Here is a 25,150-nt window from a genome sequence, read left to right as displayed (position 1 = left end):
GTCCGGGCTGGTGGCCGGTTACGTTCTATGCGAACCCCACAGAACCCAGGGATGGCCGATGCCTCAGCACTCTTCGCCCGCTGCCGCCGGACAGGACCCGTTCGGCTGGCTCGATGTGCGGCGCGAGGAACGCGAGCGCGCCGGACTCGTCCGATCCCTACGGCCTAGGCAGGCCACCTCGCCGCTGCTCGATCTGGCCAGTAACGACTATCTCGGACTCGCGAGACACCCCGAGGTCACGGCAGCCGCCGCGGCGGCTGCACGCCGTTGGGGTGCCGGTTCGACCGGCTCTCGGCTGGTCACCGGAACCACCGCGCTGCATGCCGAACTGGAGGCGGAACTAGCCGCTTTCTGTGGCTTTGAGGCGGCCTTGGTGTTCTCGTCCGGCTATGCGGCTAATCTCGCCGCCGTCACCGCGCTCAGCTCCCGCGCCTCGCTCATCGTCTCCGACGCCGACAACCACGCCTCACTCATCGACGGCTGCCGGCTTTCGCGCGCGTGCACGCTGGTCGCCCCGCACGCCGATCCGCAGGCGGTTGACAAGCTGCTCGATCAGCCGCCGGGGAGCTACGCATCGGCGCTGACCGTCACCGACGCGCTGTTCTCCGTGGACGGGGACGCCGCTCCCTTGCGCGATCTGGCCGCCGTCTGCCGCGAGCGGGGTGCGGGGCTCCTCATCGACGATGCGCATGGCCTTGGCGTGATCGGCGCCGGCGGGCGGGGTGCGGCGCATGCCGCAGGACTCGCCGGAGAGCCCGACGTGGTCGCCACCGTGACCCTCTCGAAGTCCCTGGGCAGCCAGGGCGGTGCGGTCCTGGGCCCGGCCCGGGTCATCGAGCATCTGATCAACACGGCCCGCACCTTCATCTTCGACACCGGCCTCAACCCGGCCGCCGCCGGCGCCGCACTGACTGCTTTGCGGTTGCTACGGGGTGAACCTCAGCGTGCCGACCGGGTCCGCACCGTCGCCCGCGATCTGTACCAGCGACTGACCGCCGAGAAACTCACGGTCGTGCCCCCGGATGCCGCCGTGGTCTCCGTCCGGGCGCCCTCCCCCGAGCGCGCCCTAGCCTGGGCAGCGCGATGCCGTGCGGCAGGTCTGGTGGTCGGTTGCTTCCGGCCGCCGTCGGTGCCGGACGGGATCTCCCGGCTGCGGCTCACGGCCCGTGCCGACCTGACGGACGAACAGGTGGCGGTGGCCGTGCGGACGATCGTGGACACGGCCTGACGCCGGCGGGCCCCATTTATCGGTTCGGCACCCCAAGCGCAGCCCTCAAGCGAAGAGTTCACCGCTTCGAGCGATAGATATTCGGGTATACCCGTGGATCGCTCACCGCCCTCCCACCTGGATGACACCCTGACGCGCAGACCCGTAGCAGGCCCGGTACGACTTGATGCACGGCGCGCACGCGCCGGGTCGGTCCTCGCGGTGGGAAAGGGACATCGTCGCCATGGCAGACCACAAGGAAGCATCCGTCACGCTGCCGAGCATTGCCGCGTCGGTTGCCGCCGCCCGAAGACACGTCAGCTCGGTGCTCACGGACTGGGGATTGCCGTCCGATGCGGAGGTCGCCGACAAGGTCCGTCTGATCGTGTCGGAACTCGCCACCAACGCCGTCCAACACACCCGCGGCATGTCGCCCACCTTCACCGTAGAGGTGGTACTCGACCGTGATGAGCGGTTACGTATCGGTGTCACCGACAGCCATCCGCGCTTTCCGCGCCGACTGCCCGCCGCGGTTCAACAGGACAACGGCCGGGGCATGATCATCATCCGCTGTCTGATGGCGGAGTCGGGTGGGCGGCTGTCGGTAACGCCGACAGCCGAGGGCGGCAAGACCGTATGGATCGCGTTACCTTGGCCCGCGCCGGTGCATTAGTACGCTGCGCCCGCCTGGTCGGTTCGCGACCTGGCGGGCGCTCGTCTGCGCCTAGCCCAACGGACCGGCGGTCGGGGGCCGCCGCCTGGTGCGGACCGGGTAGCCGGTGACCTGCTCGGCCCACGCGAGCGCGCCACGCGAGCGCGCCGCGAGGCGGCGTGGGCGCGCCCCACGGCTCTCGTCGGGCGCAGCCCATGGCCTGGGCCACCGTCGCCCCGTACGCACGCTGCTCGTCTTGCTCCGTGTGTTCGGCCCCAGCTAGTGCACCCGCCCGTAGCTGATGTTGTTGCTCCAAATCCGTTCCAGTCGCACTACCGCACCTGTCTTGGGGGCGTGCCAGATTCTGCCGCGGCCGGCGTAGATGCCGACGTGGTAGATGGACCGGGAGGACCGGAAGAACACCAGGTCCCCTCGGGTGCGTGCGGACGGTGACACCTGGCGGGCCCGGTTGTACTGGGCGGCGGCCGTGCGCGGCAACCGCTTGCCCGCCTGCTTGAACGAATAGAGCGTCAGGCCCGAACAGTCGAAGCGGTGCGGCCCGGTGGCCCCCCACTTGTACGGGGCGCCCTCCTTGGAGGCTGCGACCCGTAGGGCCTTGGAGCCGGGGGATGCCGCCTTGGCCTCCGGCGTTGCCCACGGTGTCAGCAGAGTGGTGCCTATGGCGGCGGCCGTCAGTGCCGAGGCGGCGCCGAGTCGGGAGAAGAGGGGCGAGACAGTGACTCGTTTGCGCGTGTTCATGCGCAACCCTTCGTCAGCCGCTTGCGGAGGAGAGGACCTACAGGTCCCGAACCCCGGCCGCAGGGCCGATGGCATTCCTCCACTCCCGCCGGTCCACAACCGTGGCCCAGGCGCCCGGAGCGACGGCGGGATCAGGCGTCCGCCCGGGCCGCCCCGCCACCGTTGGCGGGGGCTTGTCGTCCCAGGGATCGTCACGCACAACACCGGTAAATCCGAGTTGAAAAGGCGCTATGTGACGTTCCTCACTTTAGGGTCATTTGAGTGAATAGTGCGTCGTGTTCCCCATTTTGGGCCATGCTCGGCCTCGGCGTCGATGCCAGGACCAGGCGAAGATCGCGCGGGCAGTTACGCGGCGGGCGCGCATTCCGCAAATCGGGCCCATCCCGCACGTCGCGTCGCATTACGCCGATGGAAGGAGCCCAATCGGGGGACGGGGGTGCGCGGAGCGCGTTTCAACCTGCCGGTTTTGGAGGCACGGCCACCCGCCCCGCGCGCCGTTCGCCATCCAGTACGCGCATCGCGCGCGCCAGCGTGTCGGCGTGTACCTCGGTTTCGCCCCGGTCATGCATGAGCGTCAGCGCGTCCCGCAGTGCACTGGCCTTGGCGACCAGGGCCTGCGCCGCGCGAAGGCCGCCGTAGGTGTCCCGACCGCGCGCAGGGTTAATCCGCCCCAGCAGGTCAATGACCTCCAGATAGCAGTCAACGAGGTCTGCTTCGGCCCGCGTCAGCGCGGGCAGCGGCGGCAACTCCGGCGGTAGCACGGCCGGTTACCGCAGGCCAAGCGGTACGGAAGCGCGCTTGCGGCTGGTGGTCAGACGATCCACCAGGCCGTACGCCAGGGCGCCCTCGGCGTCGAAGATCTTGTCGCGCTCGATGTCACTGCGTACGCGCTCGATGGGCTGCCCGGTGTGCTCGGCGAGCATCTCCTCCAGCAACTGCCGGGTGCGCAACATCTCGGTGGCCTGGATCTGTAGGTCCGATGTCTGGCCGTGGACCGGCTCGTTGAGCGAGGGCTGGTGGATGAGGACCCGCGCACCAGGCAGTGCCATGCGCTTGCCGTGCGTCCCGGCCGCAAGCAGCACCGCGGCGGCGGACGCGGCCTGGCCCAGGCACACCGTCTCGATGTCGCAGGTGACAAAGCGCATCGTGTCGTAGACGGCCGTCATGGCCGTGAAGGAGCCGCCAGGCGAGTTGATGTAGAGCGAGATGTCCTGATCGGGCGCTGCGTGCTCCAGGTACATGAACTGGGCCATGAGGTCATTGGCCGAGATGTCGTCGATGGGCGTGCCAAGGAAGATAATGCGCTGTTCAAGGAGCTTGGAGTACGGGTCCATCGTGCGCACCCCGGAACTGGTGCGCTCCGTGAACTCGGGCAGGACATAGCGGGCGGTGGGCATTTCCATCGCGGCACCTCTCGTCGTCTCTTCCAGCGGCTTCGCCGGGGGCGCCCCATACGTAAAAAATGTACAGGACGTACATCCCGTTATGATGGGGAGCATGGCCTACGAGATTCCGGTGACGCAAGCCCGAGCAGAGCTCGCCGAGCTGATCAACCGTGTGGTGTACGGCGGTGAGCGCGTGGTCGTCACCCGGCACGGCAAGCCGCTCGTGGCCCTGGTGTCCGCCGCTGACCTGCGACGACTCGATGAGGAAGAGGTGGCGGCAGAGGAGCAGGTGATCAGCACCGTGTCCACGCTGCGCTCGGGGACGTCCGCTGCGGGCGAACGGCGCCGCTTCGGCATCGCGGCCGAACACCGCAGTCCGGACACCGGTGGGCGGCGACCGATGAGCGAGGAGTGAGGTTCCGGGGCGCGCCTGTCTCCTGTGCCCTGTGCTTCGGTCGCCCCAGCTTCCGCGTCAGAATGCGCAGCGGGCGCGGGGCTGGGGTGCGCTGGGGCCTCGCGTGCTCGGGCGGCTGGTGCTTGTCCGCTTCGTTCGGACAGTTCCGTACCGGATGAGCCTGTTGGGTACGGAAAAGGCAACGGCCGCCCGGCGTGGACCGGGCGGCCGTTGTTTTCTTCCGAGGTGCGTGCCGTGGCCATCAGGCGGCCTGGCAGCGCGGGGGCGCCTGACGGGCGATTAGGCGCTCAGGTCCCAGATCGCGCTGGCGATGGCGTCGCTGTTGTAGTCCAGGGCCGTGTCATCGAGGTTCTTCGTGGTGTCGCAGGAGGAGTGGTAGCACGGGTCGAAGGACTCGCCCGCCGTGCCGCCCCAGTTTCGGGCCTGCTCCTGGGTCTTCTTGGTCTCGGCTCCGGTGAACAGGCCGCCCACGCGTACACCGCGCTCCTTGAACGGTGCATGGTCGGAGCGGCCGTCGCCCTCGGTCTCCGGCTCGGTGGCGATGTCCTTCGCCGCGTACCAGTCCTTGAACACCTTCTCCAACTCCGGATCGTCGTCGTAGACGAAGTAGCCGGGGTTGGGCGACCCGATCATGTCGAAGTTCAGATACGAGTCGATCTTCGACAGGCCGCCGGAGCCCAGTTTGCCGACGTAGTGCGTGGAGCCGACCATGCCGTACTCCTCGGCACCCCACCACGCGAAGCGGAGCTGCTTGGCGGGCTTGAGGTCGGCCTTCGCGACGGCGAGCGCGACCTCCAAGATGCCGGCGGAGCCGGACCCGTTGTCATTGATGCCGGGGCCACGGCCGACCGAGTCCAGGTGCGCACCGGCCATCACGACCTGGTCGGCGCTGCTACCCGGCCAATCGGCGATGAGGTTGTAGCCGGTGGAGCCGTTGAAGTCGAACTCCTGGATGGCGGTGGTGAAACCGGCGGCGTCCAGCTTGCCCTTGATGTAGTCAAGGGACGCCTTGTAACCGGGTTGGCCGTGTGCCCGGTTTCCGCCGTTGCTGTCGGCGATGGACTGCAACTCGTTCAGATGTCCCTTGACGGCGGCAACGTCGATGTCCGGGGCGGCGACCTGGGTGGGGGAGGTGGTCGCCTGGGCGCCGGCGGCCCCGCTGAGCAGGACGGCGGCGAGCGCGGTGCAGGTTCCGGCGGCGATGGCGCTACGGCGCAGCGATGCGTTTCGGTACACGATGGCTCCGTTACTGATGTGGGGGGTGGTGCGGGAGCGAATGACGCGGACATGAGAATTGATGCTTTCTTGCTCATCGTCAAGAGCGATTATCGGACGAGTATCTCCGGGAAGCGGTGTCGCGAACTCTCCGCACCGGGCGATGCCGGCGTTGACGCGGGAGAAGGGCCACGGAAGCCTGGTCAGGAGGGCCGTAACACTCATGAGCATGCGAAGCGACCGTCACTATGGGAGGCGCATCCCGTTCGTGAGGCCGGCCGGCGCGCTGGCGTTACGGGGCACATCCGCCGTGTCGGGGTCGCGGTGAACCGGCGTCGCGCCGGGCGTACGCCGTCTGCCCCAGCCCGCGGTGCAGCTTACGTCTTGGTAAAGAACACTTGTGTGACCTGTTCCGATGGTGAAGGAGACGTAAAGATCCTCCTGACCACCAGCGTCGTTGACCGACGGCGACCCAAGTAGGGGGAGTACCTACGTGAAAAGAACAGCGATATTCGGCGCGGCGGGCACCGTGCTGACCGGCGTCCTCGTCGCCGGGTCCTTGACCAGCCCGGTAGCCAATGCGGGTGAGCGGTCAAGCCACCGCTCCGCAGTGTCCGCGGAGCAGCGCGCCGCCATCGGCGTCAAGATCGCCGCCGCCCGGGCCGCAACGACCGGCATCCACTGGAAGGACTGTCCGGCCGACTGGGGCCTGGAGAAGCCGATCCAGTGTGGGTACGTCACCGTTCCGCTCGACTACGCCAAGCCGCACGGCCGTACGATCAAGATCGCGGTGGACCGGGTGGGCAACACCGGCACCGCCAGCGAACGCCAGGGCGCGCTGCTGTACAACCCCGGCGGTCCCGGCGGCTCCGGGATGCGCTTCCCCAGGCGGGTCACGACCAAGGCCCCGCTGTGGCAGAAGACCGCCAAGGCGTACGACTTCGTCGGGTTCGACCCGCGCGGTGTCGGCCGCTCAGCGCCGATTTCCTGCGTGGACCCGCAGGAGTTCGTCAAGGGCCCCAAGCTCGACCCGGTGCCCGACAGCGAGGCCGACAAGCGCGTTCAGCGCAAGCTGGCCGCCAAATACGCGCGGGGCTGCGCCGAGCGCAGCGGCGACATGCTCCCCCACATGACGACGCCGAACACCGCCCGCGACCTGGATGTCATCCGTGCCGCGCTCGGGGAGAAGCGCCTCAACTTCATCGGCGTCTCCTACGGCACCTACCTCGGTGGCGTCTACGCCACGCTGTTCCCCACGCATGTGCGCCGCATGGTCGTGGACAGCGTCGTGAACCCCTCGCAGGAGAAGATCTGGTACCAGGCCAACCTGGACCAGGACGTCGCCTTCGAGATGCGCTGGACCGACTGGAAGAAGTGGGTCGCGCGTTACGACTCCGTCTACCACATCGGCAACACCCCGGCGAAGGTCCAGCGGCAGTGGGAGAAGCTGCGCGCGACCGCGAAGAAGAACCCGATCGGTGGGGCCGTCGGCCCGGCCGAGCTGCTCGGTTTCTTCCAGAGCGCCCCGTACTACGACTCGGCATGGACCGAGGTCGCCTCGGTGTGGAGCGCCTACCTCGCCGGTGACCACAAGCCGCTCATTGAGGCAGCCGGCCCCGATATGTCCAACATCAAGGGCAACATCGCCTCGGAGAACGGCAACGCGGTCTACACGGCCGTGGAGTGCGCCGACGCCAAGTGGCCCACGAGCTGGCGCAAGTGGGATCGGGACAACACCAAGTTGCACCGCGACCACCCGTTCCTGACCTGGTCCAACGCCTGGATGAACCTGCCCTGCGCGACCTGGGAAGGCCCGCAGTACAACCCCGTTAACGTCGCGTCCCACCGTGGGCTCGGCAAGGTCTTGATCGTGCAGAGCACCCGCGACGCTGCCACCCCCTACGAGGGCGCCGTGGAGTTGCACAAGCGCCTCAAGGGCTCGCGCCTGATCACCGAGAAGGACGCCGGCTCGCACGGCGTCACCACCGAGCTCAACCCGTGCATCAACAAGCGGGTGGACGCCTACCTGCTGCACGGCACCGTGGACGCCAAGGACGTGGTCTGCGGCCCGCACGCCACCCCGAAGCCGGAGGGCACTGCCAAGGCGAAGGCGCCGCTGGCAGCCGAGCGGGTCGTGCGCTGACACCCCCGACCGGCCCCTGCCTGACCGGCACCTGCCCGACCGGCACCTGCCTGAGCGGCAGGCCTGCGCGGCGGGCCTGACGGGCCTGCAACACCGGGCCCGCCAGGCTCCCTTGCGGCCGGGACGGCACGACGAACACTGAGGGGCGACCGGATACCGGTCGCCCCTCAGTGTGCCGTCACTTTCCCTGAACCTGCCCCGGACCCCGGCTGCTGCACGCAACTGCCGTACGCAACCGGCTCACGCAACCGCCGGCGCGAAGGTGATCCGCGCCGAGGGGGCTTGGCGGCGTTGCAGCATGGTGCACACCACACGTGCGAGGCGGCCGGCGAAACGATGCGCCGCTGCCGATGCGCGAAATGCCGCCCTACGGGGCCACGGGTCGGCCCGCCGCGAGCCACGCGTCCTCGGCCGCATAGTCGAAGAGGCCCTCGCCGTAGCTTTTGACCATCGTGGGGAACGCCGTTCGCCAGTCGCTGCCCTCCAGTTGGCGGGCGATCCAGCCGACCGTGGCGGGCAGCGTCTCCGCATAGGTGGCCACCGGGCGGTACCCCAACTCCCGCTCGGCCGCCGACATGTCGTACACCACGGGCCGGGACCCGCTCCACGGCGTCATCCCGACGCCGTCCGCAGCGGGCACCCCGTCCGCCAGGACCAGTTCGCTCTCCACACCCAGCACCGCGTCCACGGCGGTGGCGATCTCCGCGACGGTCGGCGTCTGCGGATCGCCCGCATTGAGCACCCGGGCGCCCGGCCTGCGGGCCGCGAGGCGCACCAACTCGGCGATGTTGTTGACGTGCACCGGGTGGAAGCGGCTCTCACCTCGGTGGGCGAGGACCCGCACCGGCCGCCCGTCGAGAGCGCGCCCCACGAAGTACAGCTCCCGCGGCGAACGACAGTGCAGGCCGTGGATGGCGCCGGCGCGCAGCAACGTCGTCGGCAACCGGTCTGCGACTGCGAGCAGCGCCTGCTCCAGAGCCACCTTGCGGGCGCTGTAGCTCTGGTCGCCAGGTGCCAGCGTATGGTGCGTTTCGGGCACGGGGACCGGCAGCTTGGGGAAGCCGTCCGGCTCGCCTTGGGTATCGAAGGTGCGCCCCTGGGCGTCCTTGTACACCGAGCCGGTGGAAATGACGACGGCGGAACCGATCCGGTCCGCGAACGACGCCAACTGGGCGGCGTGTGCCGCGCCGTAGGCGACACAGTCCAGCAACACATCGCAGCCGTCGCCGAGCGCCGCGGCCAGCGCCGCATCGTCGTTCCGGTCCACAGCGAGTGCCGTCACCTCACCCGCTCCAGTTGGCCAGTCCTCAGCCCTGTTGCCGCTGAGCGAGGCCGCCCGGACCTGCCAGCCATCGGCGGCCAGTGCGCGCACTGCCGCCCGGCCGATCTGCCCGTTCGCCCCAAGGACGAGCGCCGTTCCGCGATTTCGCCCCGGCGCCTGCCCTTCCGCGGCTGCCGCCACCTCCGCTGTCTTCTCTGGTCCCGCCGTTCCTGTGATCATGGCCGGGACGCTACGGGGCAGCCGCCGCGGCTGAACAGGGCCGTTCGCCATCCGCGGATTCGCCGTCAGCACAATGGTGCCGGGGGTGGGGCGGGTGGCACGGGGCGCGAACTGGGGCAGGCGCCGACAACTGCCCCGAAGACTGCCCGCCGGGCCCGGGCGCGAAACCGCAGCAGGAAGGCCGCCGTGGCCCGCGGCGGGCTCACCCCAGGGTGTAGTCGAAGGTGTAGGCGATGGCGGGCTCACCTCGCTTGACGGTGAAGCTTCCGGTGCCGCGTAGCCCGGTCAGCTCTTCGGTGCCGGTTCCCGGCACCACCTCGAAGGTGCAGCGCACGGTCCCTTCGGCGTCGAACCCGCCGCGCTCCTCGACAACGAAGGTGCCCTTGCGCCCGTCGAGCCGGCCAGCCAACACCTCCATGCCCGTGTAGGTGCCGGTCTCGTCGGTGGCGTAGACGATGGTGTATTCGCAGGTGGTGTCGGCGGCCTCGATGCCGCCCACGAAGGTGTTGGTGACACAGGCGTGGGCAAGCTTCGGGCTCGCCTCCTCCGCCGTGATGGCGCGCTCCTCCCAGTTGGCGTAGGTGAAGTGGCCGGTGGTGTGCGTAGGCATGGAGGTCCTTCCGATCGACCGCTCGGGCACGTCCCGCGGCGTGTGATGAGTCTGTCGGCCGTACCTGACACCTTCTGTCAGGTACGGCGGGAGAATGCCCCCATGCGTGCCGACCGGCTTCTTTCTCTGCTGCTACTCCTCCAAAACCGTGGGCGGCTGACCGCTCCCGAGCTCGCCGCGGAGCTGGAGGTGTCGATTCGCACGGTGTACCGGGACATCGAGGCGCTCAGTGCCTCGGGAATCCCGGTCTGCGCCGACCGCGGGCCGGCCGGTGGCTACCGCCTCCTCGACGGTTACCGCACGCGGCTGACCGGGCTCACCGACGCCGAGGCCAGCTCGCTCTTTCTCGCCGGAGCACCAGGGCCGGCGCACGATCTTGGCCTCGGCGCGGTCCTGGCAACCGCTCAGCTCAAGCTGCGGGCCGCGCTCCCGGCCGCACTGGCGGAGCGGACCCAGCACGTTCAAGACCGCTTCCACCTGGACGCGCCGGCATGGTTCAGGGACGCAGACCCGGTTCCTCATCTGGCGCTGGTCGCGCAGGCGGTATGGGAACAGCGGGTGCTGCGCGCGCACTACCGGCGATGGCGCGGCGAGGTACACCGGGAGCTACGCCCGCTCGGCATCGTCCTCAAGGGCGGCATTTGGTACCTGGTGGCGTTGGTGGACGAGGCCGTACGCACCTATCGCATAGCGCGGTTACTGGCCGTGGACCTGGCGGACGACACCTTCCAACGACCGACCGGATTCGATCTGGCCGCCTCCTGGGCGGAGTCCTCGCGGAGTCTGGAGGCCGCGCGCTACCAGGGAACGGCGTGGCTGCGGGTCTCTCCCCAGGCGCTGAAACTGCTGCCCATGCAGTTCGGTGCGGCGGGCGTGGGGGCCGTGGACAGCGCCGGACCGCCGGACGATGAAGGCTGGGTGTCGGTGCAGCTGCCGGTGGAGGCCCAGGCCGTCGCGGTGAGCGATCTGCTCAGGCTGGGCGCCGAGGCGGAGGTGCTGGCACCCGTCGCGTTGCGGCTGGCCGTCGCGGAGGCTGTGGCGGCCATGGCGAACCGGTACGCGGCGCCCTGGGCAACGGCGCCCTGAGTTCGCGAAAGCCGCGGCGCTCTGTGGTGAGCGGTGGCGCCTCAAAGACCGGTTCGGGGCTCGGGTGGCCGCCAAAGAGGTGATCTCCGAGTTAAGGCAGCCATCGCGGCCTGCCTTCAGGTGCCCCGTGCGGCCACCACACCCACGGTCAGCAGACCGAGCACGACCCAGCCGAACCACAGCCAGCCATTGCTTCCCAGCGCCACGGTGTAGGCGGTCACCATGACCAGGCCGCCCACCGTGAATATCGCCATCGCCTTCGCAGATCCGGGCATCCCCGCAACCTCCTCATGGCGGCCGAGGCGCACGCCCCGACCACGGCCAGGAGGCCATCGTCTCTCGGGCAGGGGCGTTGCCGCTAGCGCTCGGTCCGGCTATCGGCTCCGGGTCTGCAACGACGCCAGGTAGTCGTTGTAGGCGTTCAGCTCCTTGTCGCCGTCCCGGTCGGCGACCCGGTCTGCCCGGCGAGCGGTGCGCTGCTCGGTCTTGTACCACTGGAAGATCAGCGCGATGAGCACCAGAACAGAGGGAATCTCGCTGAAGGCCCAGGCGATGCCGCCCGCCGCGTTCTGGTCCGAGAGCGCGTCGATGTTCAGTGAGCTAGGAGGGTTCTTGTAGGTGCCCACCATCGGCTCGGACGCCATCATCAGTGCGATGCCGAAGAAGGCATGGAACGGCATCCCGGCAAACAGCTCCAGCATCCGCATGACGTAGCCAGGCCGGTGCGGGCCGGGGTCCACGCCCATGATCGGCCAGAAGAAGATCAGGCCGACCGCGAGGAAGTGCACCATCATCGCGATATGGCCCGTCGTGCTCTCCATGAGGAAATCGAAGATCGGCGAGAAATACAGCCCGTACAGGCTCGCGATGAACAGCGGGATCGTGAAGGCCGGATGCGTGATGATCTGCATGTAGCGGCTGTGCAGCAGGGACACGAGCAGTTCGCGCGGTCCCGGGCCGCCCCGCCCAGCGCGCCCCCGCCCGGCAGGCAGCGCTCGTAGAGCTAGCGTCACCGGCGCGCCGAGCAGCAGCAAAATGGGCGACAGCATGCTGATCACCATGTGCTGCACCATGTGCACGCTGAACATGACCATGCCGTAGTCATTGAGCTTGGTGCACATCACCAGCGCGACGCTGAGCACGCCGATGGTGAAGGCGGCGGTGCGCATGATCGACCAACTGTCGCCGCGCCGCTGTAGTCGCCATACGCCCCACCCGTAAAGGACCAGGCCCAGCACGCAGCCGATCAGAAAGAACGGCTCGCTGCTGTACTCCAACCCGCGAGCCAGGGTGAACGGCGGCAAATTCATGTCCATGCCGTGCCCGCCGTGATCCATCCGCTCTCTCCTCATTTGGCCGCAAACGCTCACACCAGACTAGAGCCGCCCCCGGCCGCGTCGTGGGCCGGGGGCGGTCGGCGCGCGGACGGCGGAGCAACCGGGCGCGAGGGCCGCCCCGAGGCGGCCGAAAGGAAGCGGGAGGATGGAAGGACGGAGGGGACGGAGGGGACGGGAGGGACAGGAGGACGTGAGGGTACAGACGAGCGAGACGAGCGCCAGAGGGCGCGAGCGAAGCTCAGCTCACAGCACGCACTCCGCCTCCGCGTACCGCTCCATGGGCACCGTCTTGAGATGCTCCACGGCCTCGGCCAGCGAGGTCAGGACGATCTGGGTGCCGCGCAGCGCCGTCATCATGCCGAAGTCGCCCCGGTGCGCCGCCTCCACCGCGTGCCAGCCGAACCGGGTGGCAAGCACGCGGTCGTACGCGGTAGGCGTGCCGCCGCGCTGCACATGGCCGAGAATCACCGGGCGCGCCTCCTTGCCCAGCCGCTCCTCCAGTTCCAGGGAAAGCTGCCTGGCCACCCCGGCGAATCGCTCATGGCCGTAGACGTCCTTGCCGCCGATGTCGAACTCCATGGAGCCCTCGCGCGGCTTGGCGCCCTCAGCGACCACGACGATCGCGAACCTCTTACCGGCCTGGAAGCGTCGGCCCACCAACTCGGCCAGTTCACCGATGTCGAACGGGCGCTCTGGCACGACGATGGCGTGCGCACCGGCGGCCATTCCCGAATGCAGCGCGATCCAGCCGGTGTGCCGCCCCATGACCTCGACGATGAGCACCCGCTGGTGTGACTCGGCGGTCGTCTTGAGCCGGTCCAGGGCCTCGGTGGCGACCCCGACCGCCGTGTCGAAGCCGAACGTCACATCGGTCGAGGCGATGTCGTTGTCGATGGTCTTGGGTACGCCGACGATGGGCAGTCCCGCGTCCGACAGCAGGCGGGCCGCCTTGAGGGTGCCCTCGCCGCCGATCGGAATGATCGCGTCGAGCCCAAGGTCGGCGACGTGGCCGCGGGCCCGTTCGACCCCGTCCCGCAAGTGCTCGGGCCGTACGCGCGAGGAGCCAAGGATGGTGCCGCCGAGGGCGAGGATGCCGCCGACCGCGTCGAGGTCGAGTTTGCGGTAGTCAGCTTCGAGAAGGCCCCGCCAGCCGTCGTGGAACCCCACGACCTCATCGCCGTGGTCGGCAACCGCCCGATGGACGATCGACCTGATGACGGCGTTGAGACCGGGGCAGTCACCGCCGGAAGTGAGCACACCAATACGCATGGTCCGTGATACCTCTGCAACTCAACCGGACGACGACCGGACCCCGTCGTCCGGTTGGATCGCGGCCAGCCTACAAGCGCGCGGCGGTCTTCAGGGGCGAGTGTCCGTCATGCGGTCTGAGTCGCCGCGGCCGTACGCTCGCTGCGCAGCGCCTCATACCACCGATCGTCCACTGGCGGCAGCGCGTTGACATCGAGTGCCAGCTTCAGCAGCAGGTCGGCGATCTGCGGATTGCGGGCGAGCACCGGGCCGTGCATGTAGGTGCCGAACACCGTGTCGTTCCAGGCGCCTTCAGTGCCGTCACCGGTGCCATTGCCCTTGCCAAGTCGTACGCGGGCGAAGGGCCGGGCGGTGGGGCCCATGTGCGTGACGCCCTGGTGGTTTTCGAAGCCGGTCAGCGGCGGCAGCCCGAGCCGGTCGTCGATGTCGCCGAGCACATCGCCCACGCACCGCTCACCCTCGCCACGGGTGCTGATCACATCCAGCAGACCGAGCCCCTGCTCGCGCTGTCCGAGGTCGTTGACGAACTCGTGGCCGAGGATCTGGTAGCCGGCGCACACCGAGAAGACGATCGCGCCGTTGGACACCGCGCGGTTGATGCCCCCGTCGCGGCGCAGCCGCTCGGCCGCGAGCCGCTGCGGCCTGTCTTCGCCGCCGCCGATCAGATAGATGTCCCCGGAGGTGGGGATCGGCTGGTCGGAGCGTACGTCAACGCGCGACACGTTCAGGTGGCGCTGACGGGCACGCCGCTCTACGACCAGTGCGTTGCCCTGGTCTCCGTACGTGCTCAGCAGGTCGGGGTAGACCCACACCAGGCGCAGACTGTTCTGGCTCATCCTCGGCATCCTTTGTGCTTCAGCGGTTCGGTGGCGTTGCGGCGTCGGATCTGCGCTGCGGCGGACCGACCCCCGCGCCGGCGCTCGCGGCGCGGGGAGGAGAGCGATCCGCTGCGAGTGGCGCTAGTTGCCGACGCGGCGGCGCAGATCCTGGAAGGCGGTGTAGTTGGCGATGACTTCGATCCGACCAGGCGGGGCCATCCGTACCGCCTCGTCCGTGTTCTCACAGACCCGGAAGTCGAGCCCGGCGACCTCAAGGCGCACCGCGAGGTCCAGTTTCCGGTCACCGATCACCATGATCGGATGGCCGGCGAGCCGGGTGTAGTCCACGTCCCACAGCCACGAGGTATCGGTGCCGTCCGCGCCGCGCGCGTTGACCGACAAGATCACCGGCGTCGGTGGCGGGTCGATGAGCGAGAAGGTTTCCAGCCAGCCAGCCGGGTTCTTGGCGAGCAGCAGCCGAAGTTGACGGTCGAGGAAGGTGACGACGTCGTAGCGGCCGGCGATCGCCTGCACCGCGTACATCCGCTCCAGCGCGACCTGCGGCGGCACCCCGAAGGTAGCGGCGACGGCGGCGGAGGTGGCCGCGTTCGCCTTGTTGGCGCGGCCGGGGAGTTGGAGGTGGATGGGCCATGCCGAGCCCTGCGGGTCAAGGACGTAGTCACCGTTCAAGGCCCAGGTGGCGTGCGGGCGGCGGAAGCCGCAGTCGGCACAGCCCCAGTCGTCGCCGGGGCGCTGGAGCACGCCACCACAGGACGGGCAGGACCAGGCGTCGTCCTTCCACTCCTGACCGGCCGCAACCCACACCACGTTCGGGCTTGAGGAGGCCGCCCAGACGATGAGCGGGTCATCCGCGTTGGCGATGATCGTGGCCTTCGTGCCGGCCAGACCCTCGCGCCACTTCTCGGCGAGCATCCGGGTCTCGGCGGCCCGGTCCAACTGGTCGCGCGAGAGGTTCAGCAGCGCTATGGCCTTCGGCGTGGTGTCCCTGGCGACACCGGCCAGGTACTTCTCGTCCACCTCAATGACGCCGTACCTGGCGTCGGAACCGCCGGCGAGGGCTGAGGTGATGCCGGCGGGCATGTTGGCGCCCAGCGCATTGGAGACGACCGGGCCGCTGGCCCGCAGCGCCTCGGCGATCAGCCGGGTGGTGGTCGTCTTGCCGTTCGTCGCGGAGACGAGGATCACGTCCAGATGCCGCGCCAGCCGGGCCAGCAGGTCTGGGTCGAGTCTGAGGGAGACCTTCCCCCCGATCACCGATCCGCTGCCGCGACCAGCGACCCGCGACACCGCCGCTGCTGCCTTACCCGCCGTCACGGCCAGTTTGGCGCGCGGCGGCAGCGGCTCCGTGTTGCCTGCCATCGTCCTTGTTCCTCCTTGCGTCCGGCACGGTGCCCGCCCCCGGGGCTGCCGGTGAAACGCCCCCTTGGTGCCGGATCGCCAGCCGGGAGGCTACGGTCGAGGTTCAGCCTATCGAGATCCGGACGCTGGCCCGAACCCCGCCACCTGCGCACGGCGTAAGCGTCCGCAGGCTGGAGCCTGGTCACCGGTGGTGAACCGTACCCTTGTGCGCATGCGAACTGGTGCGATCCCCGGCAGCTCGGGGCGGGTACGGCCGCTGCGGCTACTGGGGGACCCGCAGCTGGCTGAGCCGTGTGTAGAGGTGACGGAGTTCGGATTCGACCTCGCCCGGCTCATCGAGGACATGTACGCAACGATGTACGCGGCAGCAGGCGTCGGCCTCGCGGCCAATCAGATCGGCGTTGCGCTGCGGGTGTTCGTCTACGACTGCCCCGACGACGAGGACCAGCGACAGTTGGGATACCTCGTCAACCCCCGTCTTGTGGACCTGGACGGACTGATCATCCGGGGCCCCGAGGGGTGTCTGTCGCTGCCGGGGATCGAGGCCGGCACGCCCCGTTGTGACTACGCCGCGGTGGAGGGCGTCAACGCGGACGGCGATCCGCTACGCGTCGAGGGCAGCGGCTTCTTCGCCCGCTGCCTCCAGCATGAGTGCGATCACCTGGACGGCAAGCTGTTCACCGACCGGCTCGACGACCGCCGCAGGCGCCGTGCGCTGCGCGCGGCGGCTCGGGCGCCGTGGGCGACCCCAGCACCCGAGTAACGAGCCAGGCGCGCGGCCGGGCCGGTTGGCGCCGGGGAGTTGCGGTGCGGCCGTGCGCTGGCCGCCTAGAACGCCGGGCCGCCCACCCGGTCGCCCGCGACGGCGAGCTGTCCCCACAACAGATCCGTCAGGTGGCTGACCAACTGCTCGCGGGGCAAGGGGCGTTCCCCAAGCCACCAGTCGCCCGCGGCGTGCATCATGCCGACGATGCCATGCCCCCATACCCGGGCCTTTTCGTCGCTGCCGGGACCGAGATCCACCCGCTCGGCGATCACCTGGGCCAACTCCTCGCCGAGCCTGCGCAGCAGCGGGGCGGTGTGCCGCCCGACGTCGAAGCCGCCTTCGGGCTGTTGGCCCTCGCTCTGGTCGTCGGCCGGGTGCATGAGGAAGCGGTAGACCTGCGGCCGGGCCTCGATCGCCGCGAGGTAGGTGTCCAAGGTGGCCTCGACCCGGGCCCGGCGGCGAGCCGGGGCGTCCAGGGCCGCACGCAGGGCGGCGAGCAGGGCATCGGTGTGTCGGACGGCGAGCGCACGGTACAAGCCGCCCTTGTCGCCGAAGTGCCGGTAGAGGATCGGCTTGGTGATCCCGGCCTCGGCAGCGATGGCGTTCATCGAGGCTCCGGGGCCCTCGCGCAACACCACTCTGTCTGCGGCCTCCAGCAGTTCGCGTCTGCGCGCCTCGGTGGCGCGCTGCTGCTCATCGCGCTGTGTGGTGTCCATGGTCGTGCCTCCCACCCCCGGTGTTCCGTACCGCCCGCGAAACGTAACACTCCGCCTGGGACGGGTGCCGGGAACCGGCCCTGCGACCAGGGAGTTGACACCAGCTACTGATGAGTAACAGACTCCTGTTACCGTAGGTAATGAACGGCTGGAGGGGATCATGCCGGAGTTCTCTTTCGAACTCAACGATGAACAGAAGTCCGTACGCGATTGGATTCACGGATTCGCGCAGGACGTCATGCGCCCGGCTGCCGCTGAGTGGGATGAGCGCGAGGAGACCCCTTGGCCGATCATCCAAGAGGCCGCCAAGATCGGCCTGTATTCGTTGGATTTCTACGCCCAGCAGTTCTTCGATCCCACCGGTCTTGGCATCCCCATGACCATGGAGGAACTTTTTTGGGGTGACGCGGGCATCGCCCTGTCCATCGTCGGTACCGGGCTTGCCGCCGTAGGTGTGCTGGCCAACGGCACCGAGGAGCAGATCGGCACCTGGGTGCCGCAGATGTACGGCGATGCGTCCGACGTCAAGGTCGGTGCCTTTTGCTCATCGGAGCCCGACGCCGGCTCGGACGTGGGCGCGATGCGCACGCGCGCCGTCTACGACGAGGCCAAGGACGAGTGGGTGCTCAACGGCACCAAGACCTGGGCGACCAACGGTGGCATCGCCACCATCCATGTCGTGGTCGCCGTCGTGGACCCCGAGTTGGGCTCGAAGGGACACGCCTCCTTCATCATCCCGCCGAACACCCCGGGCCTGTCGCAGGGGCAGAAGTTCCTCAAGCACGGCATCCGCGCCTCGCACACGGCCGAGGTGGTCCTGGAGGACGTCCGCATCCCCGGCAGTTGCCTGCTCGGCGGCAAGAGCAAGCTGGACGAGCGGCTGGCCCGGGCCAAGGAGAAGGCCAGGTCTGGGGGTGAGCGGGTGAAGAACGCGGCCATGGCCACCTTTGAGGCCTCGCGCCCGGCGGTCGGTGCGATGGCGGTCGGCACGGCGCGTGCCGCGTACGAGGAAGCCCTGGAGTACGCCAAGACCCGCACCCAGTTCGGCCGCCCGATCATCGACAACCAAGGCGTCGCCTTCCAACTCGCCGACATGCGTACCCAGATCGACGCGGCCCGGCTGCTGGTGTGGCGCGCCTCCTGGATGGCATCGGCCGGCAAGCCGTTCACCTCAGCCGAGGGCTCCATGTCGAAGCTGTTCGCCAGCGAGACCGCCAAGAAGGTCACGGCCCAGGCGATACAGATCTTCGGTGGCAACGGCTACACCCGCGAGTACCCGGTCGAGCGCATGCACCGCGACAGCGCGATCTACACCATTTTCGAGGGGACCAGCGAGATCCAGCGCCTGGTCATCGCTCGCACCCTGGCCGGGATGCCCATCCGCTGACGCGGCGGCGCCGTAGCCGCCCACCGCTGCCAGCGGGCGGGTCACGGCGCTGTCACCGCGCCCCACCGCCGGTCGGCGGCCGGACCGTTTCACCCCTACCGCGCGGCGTGGGGGCGGCGCCCCGCACGGGCGCCGCCCCCACGCCGTTTGGTCTTCCACCTGCGCGGCCTGCAACCGCGCACTGCTCCCTTGCCCCGCCGCCTCCTATCTGCTCCGTGGTGCGCTGCGAGCGACACGTCCAACAATGCCCCATAAGTCGCGCCATGCGTTCACTCGAACGGAGTACGTCTCAATTTCCTGGATCGCCCCGGTATGGAGCGCTCATAGAGCCCCGAGACGCGTCCCGGCGAGGTGGTGGCCGGCGTCGTGAGGGGCGCCTGCGGTCGCCGTGCGCTTGCTGGACGCGCGCAATGGAGAGAAGCACGCCCAGCCGTGTTGGCGCGTGCTTCGCGCGAAAGGAGACAGTGGCGATGACTGCACCCCAGGGCGACACCCCGCAGGAGCTGTCAGGCATGCACGTGGTTGACCCGGATGGCCAAAAGGTCGGATCGGTGCAGCAGGTGTACAGCGATGACATCACCGGCGTTCCGGAATGGATAACGGTTCGTACCGGACTCTTCGGCATGAAGGAGACCTTCGTCCCGCTCGCGGGCGCCCAGCACTCGGGCGGTGACCTGCGGGTTCCGTACAGCAAGGACGAAATCAAGGACGCTCCGCGCATCGATGCCGCAGGGCACCTGTCGCCGGAGGAGGAAACGGAGCTCTACCGACACTACGGCCTCAAGCAGCCAGGGCGGCGGACCACGGGCCAAGGGCAAGCCGCGGGCACCGCAGGCGGCACCGGCACTGCCATGGGCAGCGACGCCAACGCCGCCAGCAGCGGCGTCGCCGGGGCTGCCGGATACGGAATGGGAAACTCCGGCCAGCGCGCCGAGGCTCAGGGCCCCAAGCTCGTCGGCGCCGGCGCCGGGCGCAGCGCCGAAGGGGGCGAGGAAACCGGGAAGTCCGCTCGGGACGCCAGGGCAGCCCGCGAGGCCAAGGAAGGCGTCCAGGAGATGATCCTGTCCGAGGAACAGCTCCGGGTCGGCACAGAGGAGCACGAGACCGGCCGCGCCCGGCTACGTAAGCACGTGGTCACCGAGGACGTGACCCGCACCGTGCCCCTGAGCCACGAAGAGGTCCACCTCACCCGTGAGCCGATTTCCGCCGAGGACGCGGGACGGCACAGTCGCGCGGGGCGGATCGAGGCCGGGCAGGTGGAAATCACGCTGCACGGGGAGCAGGCCGTGGTCCGCAAGGAGACCGTGCCGGTGGAGCGCGTCCGGTTGGAGACCGAGCGGGTCACCGAGCAGGAGGAGATCTCGGCGCAGCTCCGCAAGGAGGAGGTCGAGTACGAAGGTGGCGAGGGCACCGAGCGCGCTCGCCGCGGCAAGGGGGGGCCCGAGGGCCTGCGATGACCCGGCCGTCCCTCCGCTAAGGAACTCCCCGACCAACGGGCCAACCAGTAAGTACATGACCCAGCGACCGCCCGATGGTCTCCGCCGCACCCCGACAGCGGCGGAGACCTCGGCGTGCGCGGCGCAGGCCGCGGACGCGGGTGGCCGTTCACGCCGCGGCCCTCGCCGTGCGTGAGCCGCAGCCGTCTCGTGGGGGCACCAGGCGGCCGTGTGGTGCCCACCTGGCGACCCTTCAGTCGTCAGGCAGTGGTGCGCGTGCCGACTTATCGGTGAGCGGTGCCAGCGGATCGGGGCCGGGCCCGTCGATGCGCTCCAGCACCTCATCGGGCCCGAAGCGCAACACGGCGGACTGCTCGCACGAGGCGACCTCGTCCCAGTCGATCGGCGTCGCAACGCCCGGGCGGTCGCGGACGCGCAGTGTGTACGGCGCGGCCGTGGTCTTCGCCGAGGTGTTCTGCGACCAGTCGATGAACACCTTGCCGTGCCGCGCGGCGCGCGCCATCGTCGCCACCGCGAGATCCGGCAACTGCGCGCGCATCCGCCCGGCCATCCGCTTGGCATAGGCCACCGCGGCGTCGCCAGGGGTCGGCTCCAGCGGCACGTACAGGTGCAGGCCCTTGGAACCGGAGGTGACCGCACAGGCCGTCAGACCGTCGGCGGCGAGCGCGTCACGCAGCGGAAGCGCTACGCGGCAGCAGTCGGTGACATCGGTGCCGGGGCCCGGATCGAGGTCGAAGACGATGCGGTCGTGCACATCGGGCCCGGTGCTGGTCGTCCACTGCGGCACATGCACCTCATACGCCCCGAGGTTGGCCATCGCCACCAAGGTCGCGGTCGAGTCCACGACGACATACGGAGCTGGGCCCTCCGTGCCGGGCACTGAGGTGATGGTCACCCACTCGGGAGCGCCCGGCGGCGGATTCTTCGCGTACCAGCGCTCGCCCTCCACGCCGTCCGGGGCCCGCACGAAGGACGCCGCCCGGTCAGTGGTGTGTGGCAGCATCAGCTCCGCGATGCGTGCGTAGTAGTGCAAGAGCTCGGCCTTGGTGTGCTCCGAGGCCGGGAAGAGCGTCTTACGGAGATGGGTCAGGGCCAGCCGATGGCCGTCCACCTGCACGGCCTGCCGGTCGGGGGCTGCGGACATGGTGTGGACCCTCCCACGCACGCCCGCGAACTATGCCGACGCGCGCGCCGCGGATCGATGGCTGGACGGCAACTGGGGGATGGCATGAGGGCGGACGACAGACAGGCCGCGGGCGGCAGGCGCGGCGGGCAGCCGCATAGCGCGCAGCGCGGGCAGGGCCGGCAACCGGAGATCCGGCGCGCCGACGATGGTGACGCGCTGGCTGCGGCCGATGTGTGGCTGCGTTCCTACGCCGCCGCGCTGCCCGCGGTGCGCCGTGCCCACAGCGATGACGAGGTCAGGGGCTGGTTTCGGGCGGTGGTGATCCCCAACCACGAGACCTGGGTTGCGGTCGCCGATGGCGCCGTCGTCGGCCTGCTGGTGCTCGCGGAGGCCGAACTGGAGCAGTTGTACCTCGACCCCGGATGGCGCGGGCAGGGGCTTGGTGACCAGTTTGTGCACCTGGCGAAGCGCCGTCGCCCGGACGGGCTCACGCTGGTCACGTTCCAGGTCAACGCCCCGGCCCAGCGGTTCTACGAGCGGCACGGCTTCACCGAAGTGGCCCGTACCGACGGCTCGGCCAACGAGGAACACGAGCCGGACATCCGCTACGCCTGGCGGCCCACAGACCGCTAGCGACACCGCACGCCGCCGTATCCCGGCTGTCTCCTCGCCGTGCTGTCTCCTCACCGTGCTGTGCCGTGCCGTGTTGCGCCGTGCTGTGCTGTGTTGCGCTGTGCTGCGTCGTGCTGTCGTGTTGTGCCCGTCTCGTATCCAGGGCATGGCACTGCACTGCACCCGGCGTCCGCGCGCACCTGCCGGCACCGCATCTGCCGGCTGTACCTACCGGCACCACACCGTGGCCGTGTGCGTTCCGCCACGGTGTGCGCCGCGGTCAGGCGGGAAACGCGCGGGGACACACCAGGTCGCACCACAAGGGGTCGGAGCCTGTCGTTCCGGCGGTCACCTTCGGTCATATAACGTTAAAGAAACCGTTCTGACCACGTGCGTCCCAGGAGGCAACCATGGGCACACGGCGTACAACGCTGCCCGGTGTCGGTACCCAGTACGACTTCACGACGCACGCAGGACAACATCTGTCCGTCGTCGTCCACCAAGACGGCCGCCGCTTTATCGGCTTCTACTCCGACGACGACCCCGACTCCTGCCAGGCATCGATCCCGCTCTCTCCTGAGGAGGCCACCGCGGTCGCCCACCTCATCGACACGGCGCCGATCGATGCGGTCCGCACGGACGGCATCGATCTGGTCACCGAGCACATACCGGTCGGCAGACGCTCACCGTACGCGGGGCGACTGCTCGGCGACACCGGAGCCCGGACCCGCACCGGAGCCTCCATCGTCGCGGTACTGCGGCGCACCAGCGCCCACCCGTCGCCCGGCCCGGACTTCCGGTTCGCCATGGGCGACACGCTCGTCGCGGTCGGCACTAGGGAGGGCGTTGACGCGCTCACCACGATCATCGCGGAGGGCTGACCGGCGTGCATGACACCACCACGCTCCTGATAGAACTCGGGGCCGTCATCTTGGGACTCGGCCTCATAGGCCGTATGGCGCTGCGCTTCGGCCTGTCCCCGATACCGCTGTACCTGCTGGCCGGGCTCGCCTTCGGGCAGGGCGGGCTGCTGCCGCTCAAGGCCAGCGAGGACTTCGTCGGAGTCGGCGCGGAGATCGGCGTCATCTTGCTGTTGCTCCTGCTCGGCCTGGAGTACAGCGCATCGGAGCTCGTCACCAGCCTCAAGACCCAGTACCCGTCTGGGGCAGTGGACTTCGTCCTCAACGCCACCCCGGGCGCGGTCGCCGCGCTGCTGCTCGGCTGGGGGCCGGTGGGCGCGGTGGCCCTCGCCGGTGTCACCTGGATCTCCTCATCGGGCGTCATCGCCAAGGTCCTCACCGATCTGGGACGGCTGGGCAACCGTGAGACGCCGGTCATCTTGAGCGTGCTGGTCATCGAGGATCTATCGATGGCGGTCTATCTGCCCCTGCTGACCGCCCTGCTGGCCGGGGCCGGGCTCGCGGGCGGCAGCGTGACGTTGCTGATCGCGCTCGGCACCGTAGGCGTCGTTCTCTATCTCGCCCTACGGCACGGGCGGTTGATCAGCCGTGCGGTCTCGTCGGACAACCCCGAGATGTTGCTGCTGGTCGTCCTGGGCCTGACGTTGCTCGTCGCCGGGGTCGCTCAGGAGCTTCAGGTCTCCGCCGCCGTCGGCGCCTTCCTGGTGGGCATCGCACTGTCCGGCGAGGTGGCCAAGGGCGCGGAGCGGCTGCTGACACCGCTGCGGGACCTGTTCGCCGCCGTCTTCTTCGTCTTCTTCGGGCTCTCGACCGACCCGACCGAAATCCCCCCGGTGCTGCTGCCCGCGCTGCTGCTCGCCGCCGTCACGGCGATCACCAAGGTCGGCACCGGCTGGTACGCGGCACGCCGCGCCGGCATCGGCTCCCGGGGGCGGCTGCGGGCCGGCGGTGCGCTGGTCGCACGCGGTGAGTTCTCCATCGTCATCGCGGGGCTCGCGGTGGGCACCGAGCCCAGGATCGGCCCCCTCGCCACCGCGTACGTCCTGATCCTGGTCATCGTCGGCCCGCTGGCCGCTCGCTACACCGAACCCGTCGTACGCCGGCTAGGCGCCTGGCAGGGGGCCCGCTCGGCCAGCGCCAAGCCGCACGCCCCCGAGGCTGAGTCCGCAGTCGGTGCGCCCGCGCCGCGCCCGGTCGAAGGCGCCGCAGCGGAGCACGACGGGCCTACGGCCTCAAGGCCGGTACCTGAGCCCGGCCCGCGGGCCGCACCGCCGAGCGATGACGAGCCGCCGCTGCCCTCCCACCGTGGTGGCCCACAACCTCTTCCGTAGCGGGTGGGCCACCCCGGTTCTGGGGACGGGGACATCGCAGATCTGAGGGCTTGTGTGCCTGTGTGCTTGCGGTGTTGCGGTGTTGCGGTGTTGCGTTAGACCTTGCGCCAGCCGGGTATCCACGCGCCGTCATCGATGGTGTAGTCGCCGAACAGGGCCGGGGCCTCCTTGGTCAGCAACTCGCCGACCTTGCCGAACAGTAGCCGGATCTCCTCCTCGGCGCCGGGCGCCGTTCGGCTCTCGATGACATGGCGCAAGGTACGCACATTGGCCGTCCACACCAGGCCGGTGGCCACGCCCTCGGGGGCGAAGCGTCGCATGAACGAGGTCTTGGCCTTCTTCTCGGCGAACGGCACGCCCTTCTCGTCCAGCCCGAAGTGCTCGGCCATCCACAGTTGGAACTCTTCCATCCGCGTGAGCAGTTCCGTGGCCCGTTCCATGAGCTCCGGGTCGCCCTCGGCCCAGTCCGGGAACCAGAAGGGCAGGTCGTCCAGGCGTACGAAGCGCAGCGACTCCTGCGATACGGCGGTGCCCGCGCGATGGCGTACCAACTCGTGGGTGGCGACCCGGCTGACGTGGTGGAGCACGAGGGAGAAGCTCACGTGCTCAAGCACCGAGCCGTGCGCGCTGGCCAAAATGTTGTGCAGGTACTTTTCCTGGTCAGTACGGATGCGGGTGACATTCGGGTTGAGGCCCGGCTCCCAGGAGCGATAGCACACGCGCCCGGCGAACTCCGCCAGGTTCTGCGCGTCGTCCAGGTCCCCCCGGTCGATGCGCTCCAGCCAGTTCTCACCGCCCACCTCGGCGAGGTATCCAGCGACCTCGTCGTAGTCCAGTTGGGGGCGGGCGATGAGACGGACTTCGGGTTCAACGCGACGCAACGTGACCATCCTTCGGTAGCTCTGGGAAACGCGCGGGCCGAGTCTGTCACGTCCGCTCACCAGCCCCGACGCGTGGTCTCCCGAGGCGCCAGGCGCCCGGAGGAGGGCACTGGAGACGACGCTGCCCCGGCCACTTCGCGTGGCCGGGGCAGCGTCGTTCCGCCGCTGGCGCCGGGT

At 69.4% G+C, this 25,150-nt stretch carries 25 protein-coding genes; 11 read left to right on the top strand and 14 right to left on the bottom strand.

Going from position 1 to position 25,150, the window contains the following annotated elements; all coding sequences use genetic code 11:
- Nucleotides 1-58: 58 nt before the first annotated feature.
- Complete coding sequence (locus FHS42_RS20060; protein WP_184573838.1) at nt 59-1,228, top strand: 8-amino-7-oxononanoate synthase; 1,170 nt, start codon at nt 59-61, stop codon at nt 1,226-1,228.
- 223 nt (nt 1,229-1,451) lie between these two features.
- On the top strand, nt 1,452-1,880 hold the full coding sequence (locus tag FHS42_RS20055) for an ATP-binding protein (protein ID WP_184573836.1): 429 nt from the start codon (nt 1,452-1,454) through the stop codon (nt 1,878-1,880).
- Between the two features lie 258 nt (nt 1,881-2,138).
- Here the strand turns inward: FHS42_RS20055 and FHS42_RS20050 are convergent, their stop codons facing one another.
- From FHS42_RS20050 to FHS42_RS20040, 3 genes are all read right to left on the bottom strand, one after another.
- Nucleotides 2,139-2,618, bottom strand: a complete 480-nt coding sequence (locus FHS42_RS20050) for a C40 family peptidase (RefSeq protein WP_184573834.1) — start codon at nt 2,616-2,618, stop codon at nt 2,139-2,141.
- Between the two features lie 452 nt (nt 2,619-3,070).
- Nucleotides 3,071-3,379, bottom strand: coding sequence for a hypothetical protein (locus FHS42_RS20045; RefSeq protein WP_184573832.1), 309 nt, complete (start codon nt 3,377-3,379; stop codon nt 3,071-3,073).
- 6 nt (nt 3,380-3,385) lie between these two features.
- Entirely contained in the window at nt 3,386-4,021 is a 636-nt protein-coding gene (locus tag FHS42_RS20040) for an ATP-dependent Clp protease proteolytic subunit (protein ID WP_184573830.1), read from the bottom strand.
- 94 nt (nt 4,022-4,115) lie between these two features.
- Here FHS42_RS20040 and FHS42_RS20035 point away from each other — a divergent pair, with 94 nt between their 5' ends.
- Nucleotides 4,116-4,418: a type II toxin-antitoxin system Phd/YefM family antitoxin gene (locus tag FHS42_RS20035; RefSeq protein ID WP_184573828.1), complete on the top strand. Its 303-nt coding sequence runs from the start codon at nt 4,116-4,118 to the stop codon at nt 4,416-4,418.
- Between the two features lie 279 nt (nt 4,419-4,697).
- Here FHS42_RS20035 and FHS42_RS20030 read toward each other — a convergent pair whose 3' ends face one another.
- The gene (locus FHS42_RS20030; protein ID WP_184573826.1) at nt 4,698-5,654 is read right to left on the bottom strand and encodes a M28 family metallopeptidase; all 957 of its coding nucleotides are present in this window, start codon (nt 5,652-5,654) and stop codon (nt 4,698-4,700) included.
- A 472-nt stretch (nt 5,655-6,126) separates the two neighbouring features.
- Here FHS42_RS20030 and FHS42_RS20025 point away from each other — a divergent pair, with 472 nt between their 5' ends.
- Nucleotides 6,127-7,776: an alpha/beta hydrolase gene (locus tag FHS42_RS20025; RefSeq protein WP_312866958.1), complete on the top strand. Its 1,650-nt coding sequence runs from the start codon at nt 6,127-6,129 to the stop codon at nt 7,774-7,776.
- A 367-nt stretch (nt 7,777-8,143) separates the two neighbouring features.
- Here FHS42_RS20025 and FHS42_RS20020 read toward each other — a convergent pair whose 3' ends face one another.
- Together FHS42_RS20020 and FHS42_RS20015 are read right to left on the bottom strand one after the other, a co-directional pair.
- Complete coding sequence (locus tag FHS42_RS20020; protein WP_184573824.1) at nt 8,144-9,277, bottom strand: NAD-dependent epimerase/dehydratase family protein; 1,134 nt, start codon at nt 9,275-9,277, stop codon at nt 8,144-8,146.
- Nucleotides 9,278-9,479: 202 nt separating this feature from the next.
- Complete coding sequence (locus tag FHS42_RS20015) at nt 9,480-9,887, bottom strand: DUF3224 domain-containing protein (protein WP_184573822.1); 408 nt, start codon at nt 9,885-9,887, stop codon at nt 9,480-9,482.
- Between the two features lie 102 nt (nt 9,888-9,989).
- Between FHS42_RS20015 and FHS42_RS20010 the strand changes: the two genes are divergently transcribed.
- The gene (locus FHS42_RS20010; protein WP_184573820.1) at nt 9,990-10,973 is read left to right on the top strand and encodes a helix-turn-helix transcriptional regulator; all 984 of its coding nucleotides are present in this window, start codon (nt 9,990-9,992) and stop codon (nt 10,971-10,973) included.
- 116 nt (nt 10,974-11,089) lie between these two features.
- On the opposite strand, the gene FHS42_RS20005 is transcribed toward FHS42_RS20010, so the two are convergent.
- The 5 genes from FHS42_RS20005 to FHS42_RS19985 all read right to left on the bottom strand — a co-directional run bounded on the left by FHS42_RS20005 (nt 11,090) and on the right by FHS42_RS19985 (nt 15,777).
- On the bottom strand, nt 11,090-11,248 hold the full coding sequence (locus FHS42_RS20005) for a hypothetical protein (protein ID WP_184573817.1): 159 nt from the start codon (nt 11,246-11,248) through the stop codon (nt 11,090-11,092).
- 99 nt (nt 11,249-11,347) lie between these two features.
- Nucleotides 11,348-12,310 carry a cytochrome c oxidase assembly protein gene (locus FHS42_RS20000; protein WP_184573814.1) on the bottom strand — a complete coding sequence of 321 codons (963 nt, stop codon included), beginning with the start codon at nt 12,308-12,310 and terminating at the stop codon, nt 11,348-11,350.
- 243 nt (nt 12,311-12,553) lie between these two features.
- Nucleotides 12,554-13,579: a 6-phosphofructokinase gene (locus tag FHS42_RS19995; protein WP_184573812.1), complete on the bottom strand. Its 1,026-nt coding sequence runs from the start codon at nt 13,577-13,579 to the stop codon at nt 12,554-12,556.
- Nucleotides 13,580-13,686: 107 nt separating this feature from the next.
- A complete protein-coding gene (locus FHS42_RS19990) occupies nt 13,687-14,415 on the bottom strand; it encodes a type 1 glutamine amidotransferase (RefSeq protein ID WP_184573810.1) in 729 nt (242 codons plus the stop codon).
- A gap of 123 nt (nt 14,416-14,538) precedes the next feature.
- Nucleotides 14,539-15,777 carry a Mur ligase family protein gene (locus FHS42_RS19985; RefSeq protein WP_184573807.1) on the bottom strand — a complete coding sequence of 413 codons (1,239 nt, stop codon included), beginning with the start codon at nt 15,775-15,777 and terminating at the stop codon, nt 14,539-14,541.
- 211 nt (nt 15,778-15,988) lie between these two features.
- Between FHS42_RS19985 and def the strand changes: the two genes are divergently transcribed.
- Complete coding sequence (gene def, locus FHS42_RS19980) at nt 15,989-16,540, top strand: peptide deformylase (RefSeq protein ID WP_184573803.1); 552 nt, start codon at nt 15,989-15,991, stop codon at nt 16,538-16,540.
- 65 nt (nt 16,541-16,605) lie between these two features.
- On the opposite strand, the gene FHS42_RS19975 is transcribed toward def, so the two are convergent.
- Nucleotides 16,606-17,259, bottom strand: coding sequence for a TetR/AcrR family transcriptional regulator (locus FHS42_RS19975; RefSeq protein ID WP_184573800.1), 654 nt, complete (start codon nt 17,257-17,259; stop codon nt 16,606-16,608).
- Nucleotides 17,260-17,419: 160 nt separating this feature from the next.
- Between FHS42_RS19975 and FHS42_RS19970 the strand changes: the two genes are divergently transcribed.
- Together FHS42_RS19970 and FHS42_RS19965 are read left to right on the top strand one after the other, a co-directional pair.
- The gene (locus tag FHS42_RS19970) at nt 17,420-18,646 is read left to right on the top strand and encodes an acyl-CoA dehydrogenase family protein (RefSeq protein WP_184573797.1); all 1,227 of its coding nucleotides are present in this window, start codon (nt 17,420-17,422) and stop codon (nt 18,644-18,646) included.
- Nucleotides 18,647-19,116: 470 nt separating this feature from the next.
- Nucleotides 19,117-20,103: a PRC and DUF2382 domain-containing protein gene (locus FHS42_RS19965; RefSeq protein WP_184573794.1), complete on the top strand. Its 987-nt coding sequence runs from the start codon at nt 19,117-19,119 to the stop codon at nt 20,101-20,103.
- A gap of 232 nt (nt 20,104-20,335) precedes the next feature.
- Here the strand turns inward: FHS42_RS19965 and ligD are convergent, their stop codons facing one another.
- A complete protein-coding gene (ligD, locus tag FHS42_RS19960) occupies nt 20,336-21,247 on the bottom strand; it encodes a non-homologous end-joining DNA ligase (RefSeq protein WP_184573792.1) in 912 nt (303 codons plus the stop codon).
- Nucleotides 21,248-21,331: 84 nt separating this feature from the next.
- Between ligD and FHS42_RS19955 the strand changes: the two genes are divergently transcribed.
- The 3 genes from FHS42_RS19955 to FHS42_RS19945 all read left to right on the top strand — a co-directional run bounded on the left by FHS42_RS19955 (nt 21,332) and on the right by FHS42_RS19945 (nt 24,092).
- Nucleotides 21,332-21,862, top strand: a complete 531-nt coding sequence (locus FHS42_RS19955) for a GNAT family N-acetyltransferase (RefSeq protein WP_184573790.1) — start codon at nt 21,332-21,334, stop codon at nt 21,860-21,862.
- 389 nt (nt 21,863-22,251) lie between these two features.
- A complete protein-coding gene (locus tag FHS42_RS19950) occupies nt 22,252-22,722 on the top strand; it encodes a cation:proton antiporter regulatory subunit (RefSeq protein WP_184573787.1) in 471 nt (156 codons plus the stop codon).
- A 5-nt stretch (nt 22,723-22,727) separates the two neighbouring features.
- Nucleotides 22,728-24,092 (top strand): cation:proton antiporter, encoded by a 1,365-nt coding sequence (locus FHS42_RS19945; RefSeq protein ID WP_184573784.1) that lies wholly within the window; start codon nt 22,728-22,730, stop codon nt 24,090-24,092.
- A gap of 95 nt (nt 24,093-24,187) precedes the next feature.
- On the opposite strand, the gene thyX is transcribed toward FHS42_RS19945, so the two are convergent.
- Complete coding sequence (thyX, locus tag FHS42_RS19940) at nt 24,188-24,982, bottom strand: FAD-dependent thymidylate synthase (RefSeq protein ID WP_246495004.1); 795 nt, start codon at nt 24,980-24,982, stop codon at nt 24,188-24,190.
- Nucleotides 24,983-25,150 lie beyond the last annotated feature (168 nt).

It is taken from the genome of Streptomyces zagrosensis (genome assembly GCF_014203645.1).
GTDB lineage: Bacteria > Actinomycetota > Actinomycetes > Streptomycetales > Streptomycetaceae > Streptomyces > Streptomyces zagrosensis.
This window is presented reverse-complemented; position numbering and strand designations above follow the sequence as displayed.

What these genes read in the sequence shown, in the direction of transcription:
- FHS42_RS19975 (WP_184573800.1), bottom strand. Translation starts at nt 17,259, where the DNA reads ATGGACACCACACAGCGCGATGAGCAGCAGCGCGCCACCGAGGCGCGC.
- FHS42_RS20020 (WP_184573824.1), bottom strand. Translation starts at nt 9,277, where the DNA reads ATGATCACAGGAACGGCGGGACCAGAGAAGACAGCGGAGGTGGCGGCA.
- FHS42_RS20050 (WP_184573834.1), bottom strand. Translation starts at nt 2,618, where the DNA reads ATGAACACGCGCAAACGAGTCACTGTCTCGCCCCTCTTCTCCCGACTC.
- FHS42_RS19990 (WP_184573810.1), bottom strand. Translation starts at nt 14,415, where the DNA reads ATGAGCCAGAACAGTCTGCGCCTGGTGTGGGTCTACCCCGACCTGCTG.
- FHS42_RS19995 (WP_184573812.1), bottom strand. Translation starts at nt 13,579, where the DNA reads ATGCGTATTGGTGTGCTCACTTCCGGCGGTGACTGCCCCGGTCTCAAC.
- ligD (WP_184573792.1), bottom strand. Translation starts at nt 21,247, where the DNA reads ATGTCCGCAGCCCCCGACCGGCAGGCCGTGCAGGTGGACGGCCATCGG.
- FHS42_RS20035 (WP_184573828.1), top strand. Translation starts at nt 4,116, where the DNA reads ATGGCCTACGAGATTCCGGTGACGCAAGCCCGAGCAGAGCTCGCCGAG.
- FHS42_RS20010 (WP_184573820.1), top strand. Translation starts at nt 9,990, where the DNA reads ATGCGTGCCGACCGGCTTCTTTCTCTGCTGCTACTCCTCCAAAACCGT.
- FHS42_RS19955 (WP_184573790.1), top strand. Translation starts at nt 21,332, where the DNA reads ATGAGGGCGGACGACAGACAGGCCGCGGGCGGCAGGCGCGGCGGGCAG.
- FHS42_RS19950 (WP_184573787.1), top strand. Translation starts at nt 22,252, where the DNA reads ATGGGCACACGGCGTACAACGCTGCCCGGTGTCGGTACCCAGTACGAC.
- def (WP_184573803.1), top strand. Translation starts at nt 15,989, where the DNA reads ATGCGAACTGGTGCGATCCCCGGCAGCTCGGGGCGGGTACGGCCGCTG.
- FHS42_RS20040 (WP_184573830.1), bottom strand. Translation starts at nt 4,021, where the DNA reads ATGGAAATGCCCACCGCCCGCTATGTCCTGCCCGAGTTCACGGAGCGC.
- FHS42_RS19965 (WP_184573794.1), top strand. Translation starts at nt 19,117, where the DNA reads ATGACTGCACCCCAGGGCGACACCCCGCAGGAGCTGTCAGGCATGCAC.
- FHS42_RS19970 (WP_184573797.1), top strand. Translation starts at nt 17,420, where the DNA reads ATGCCGGAGTTCTCTTTCGAACTCAACGATGAACAGAAGTCCGTACGC.
- FHS42_RS20015 (WP_184573822.1), bottom strand. Translation starts at nt 9,887, where the DNA reads ATGCCTACGCACACCACCGGCCACTTCACCTACGCCAACTGGGAGGAG.
- FHS42_RS20055 (WP_184573836.1), top strand. Translation starts at nt 1,452, where the DNA reads ATGGCAGACCACAAGGAAGCATCCGTCACGCTGCCGAGCATTGCCGCG.
- FHS42_RS20060 (WP_184573838.1), top strand. Translation starts at nt 59, where the DNA reads ATGCCTCAGCACTCTTCGCCCGCTGCCGCCGGACAGGACCCGTTCGGC.
- FHS42_RS20000 (WP_184573814.1), bottom strand. Translation starts at nt 12,310, where the DNA reads ATGGATCACGGCGGGCACGGCATGGACATGAATTTGCCGCCGTTCACC.
- FHS42_RS19985 (WP_184573807.1), bottom strand. Translation starts at nt 15,777, where the DNA reads ATGGCAGGCAACACGGAGCCGCTGCCGCCGCGCGCCAAACTGGCCGTG.
- FHS42_RS20005 (WP_184573817.1), bottom strand. Translation starts at nt 11,248, where the DNA reads ATGCCCGGATCTGCGAAGGCGATGGCGATATTCACGGTGGGCGGCCTG.
- thyX (WP_246495004.1), bottom strand. Translation starts at nt 24,982, where the DNA reads ATGGTCACGTTGCGTCGCGTTGAACCCGAAGTCCGTCTCATCGCCCGC.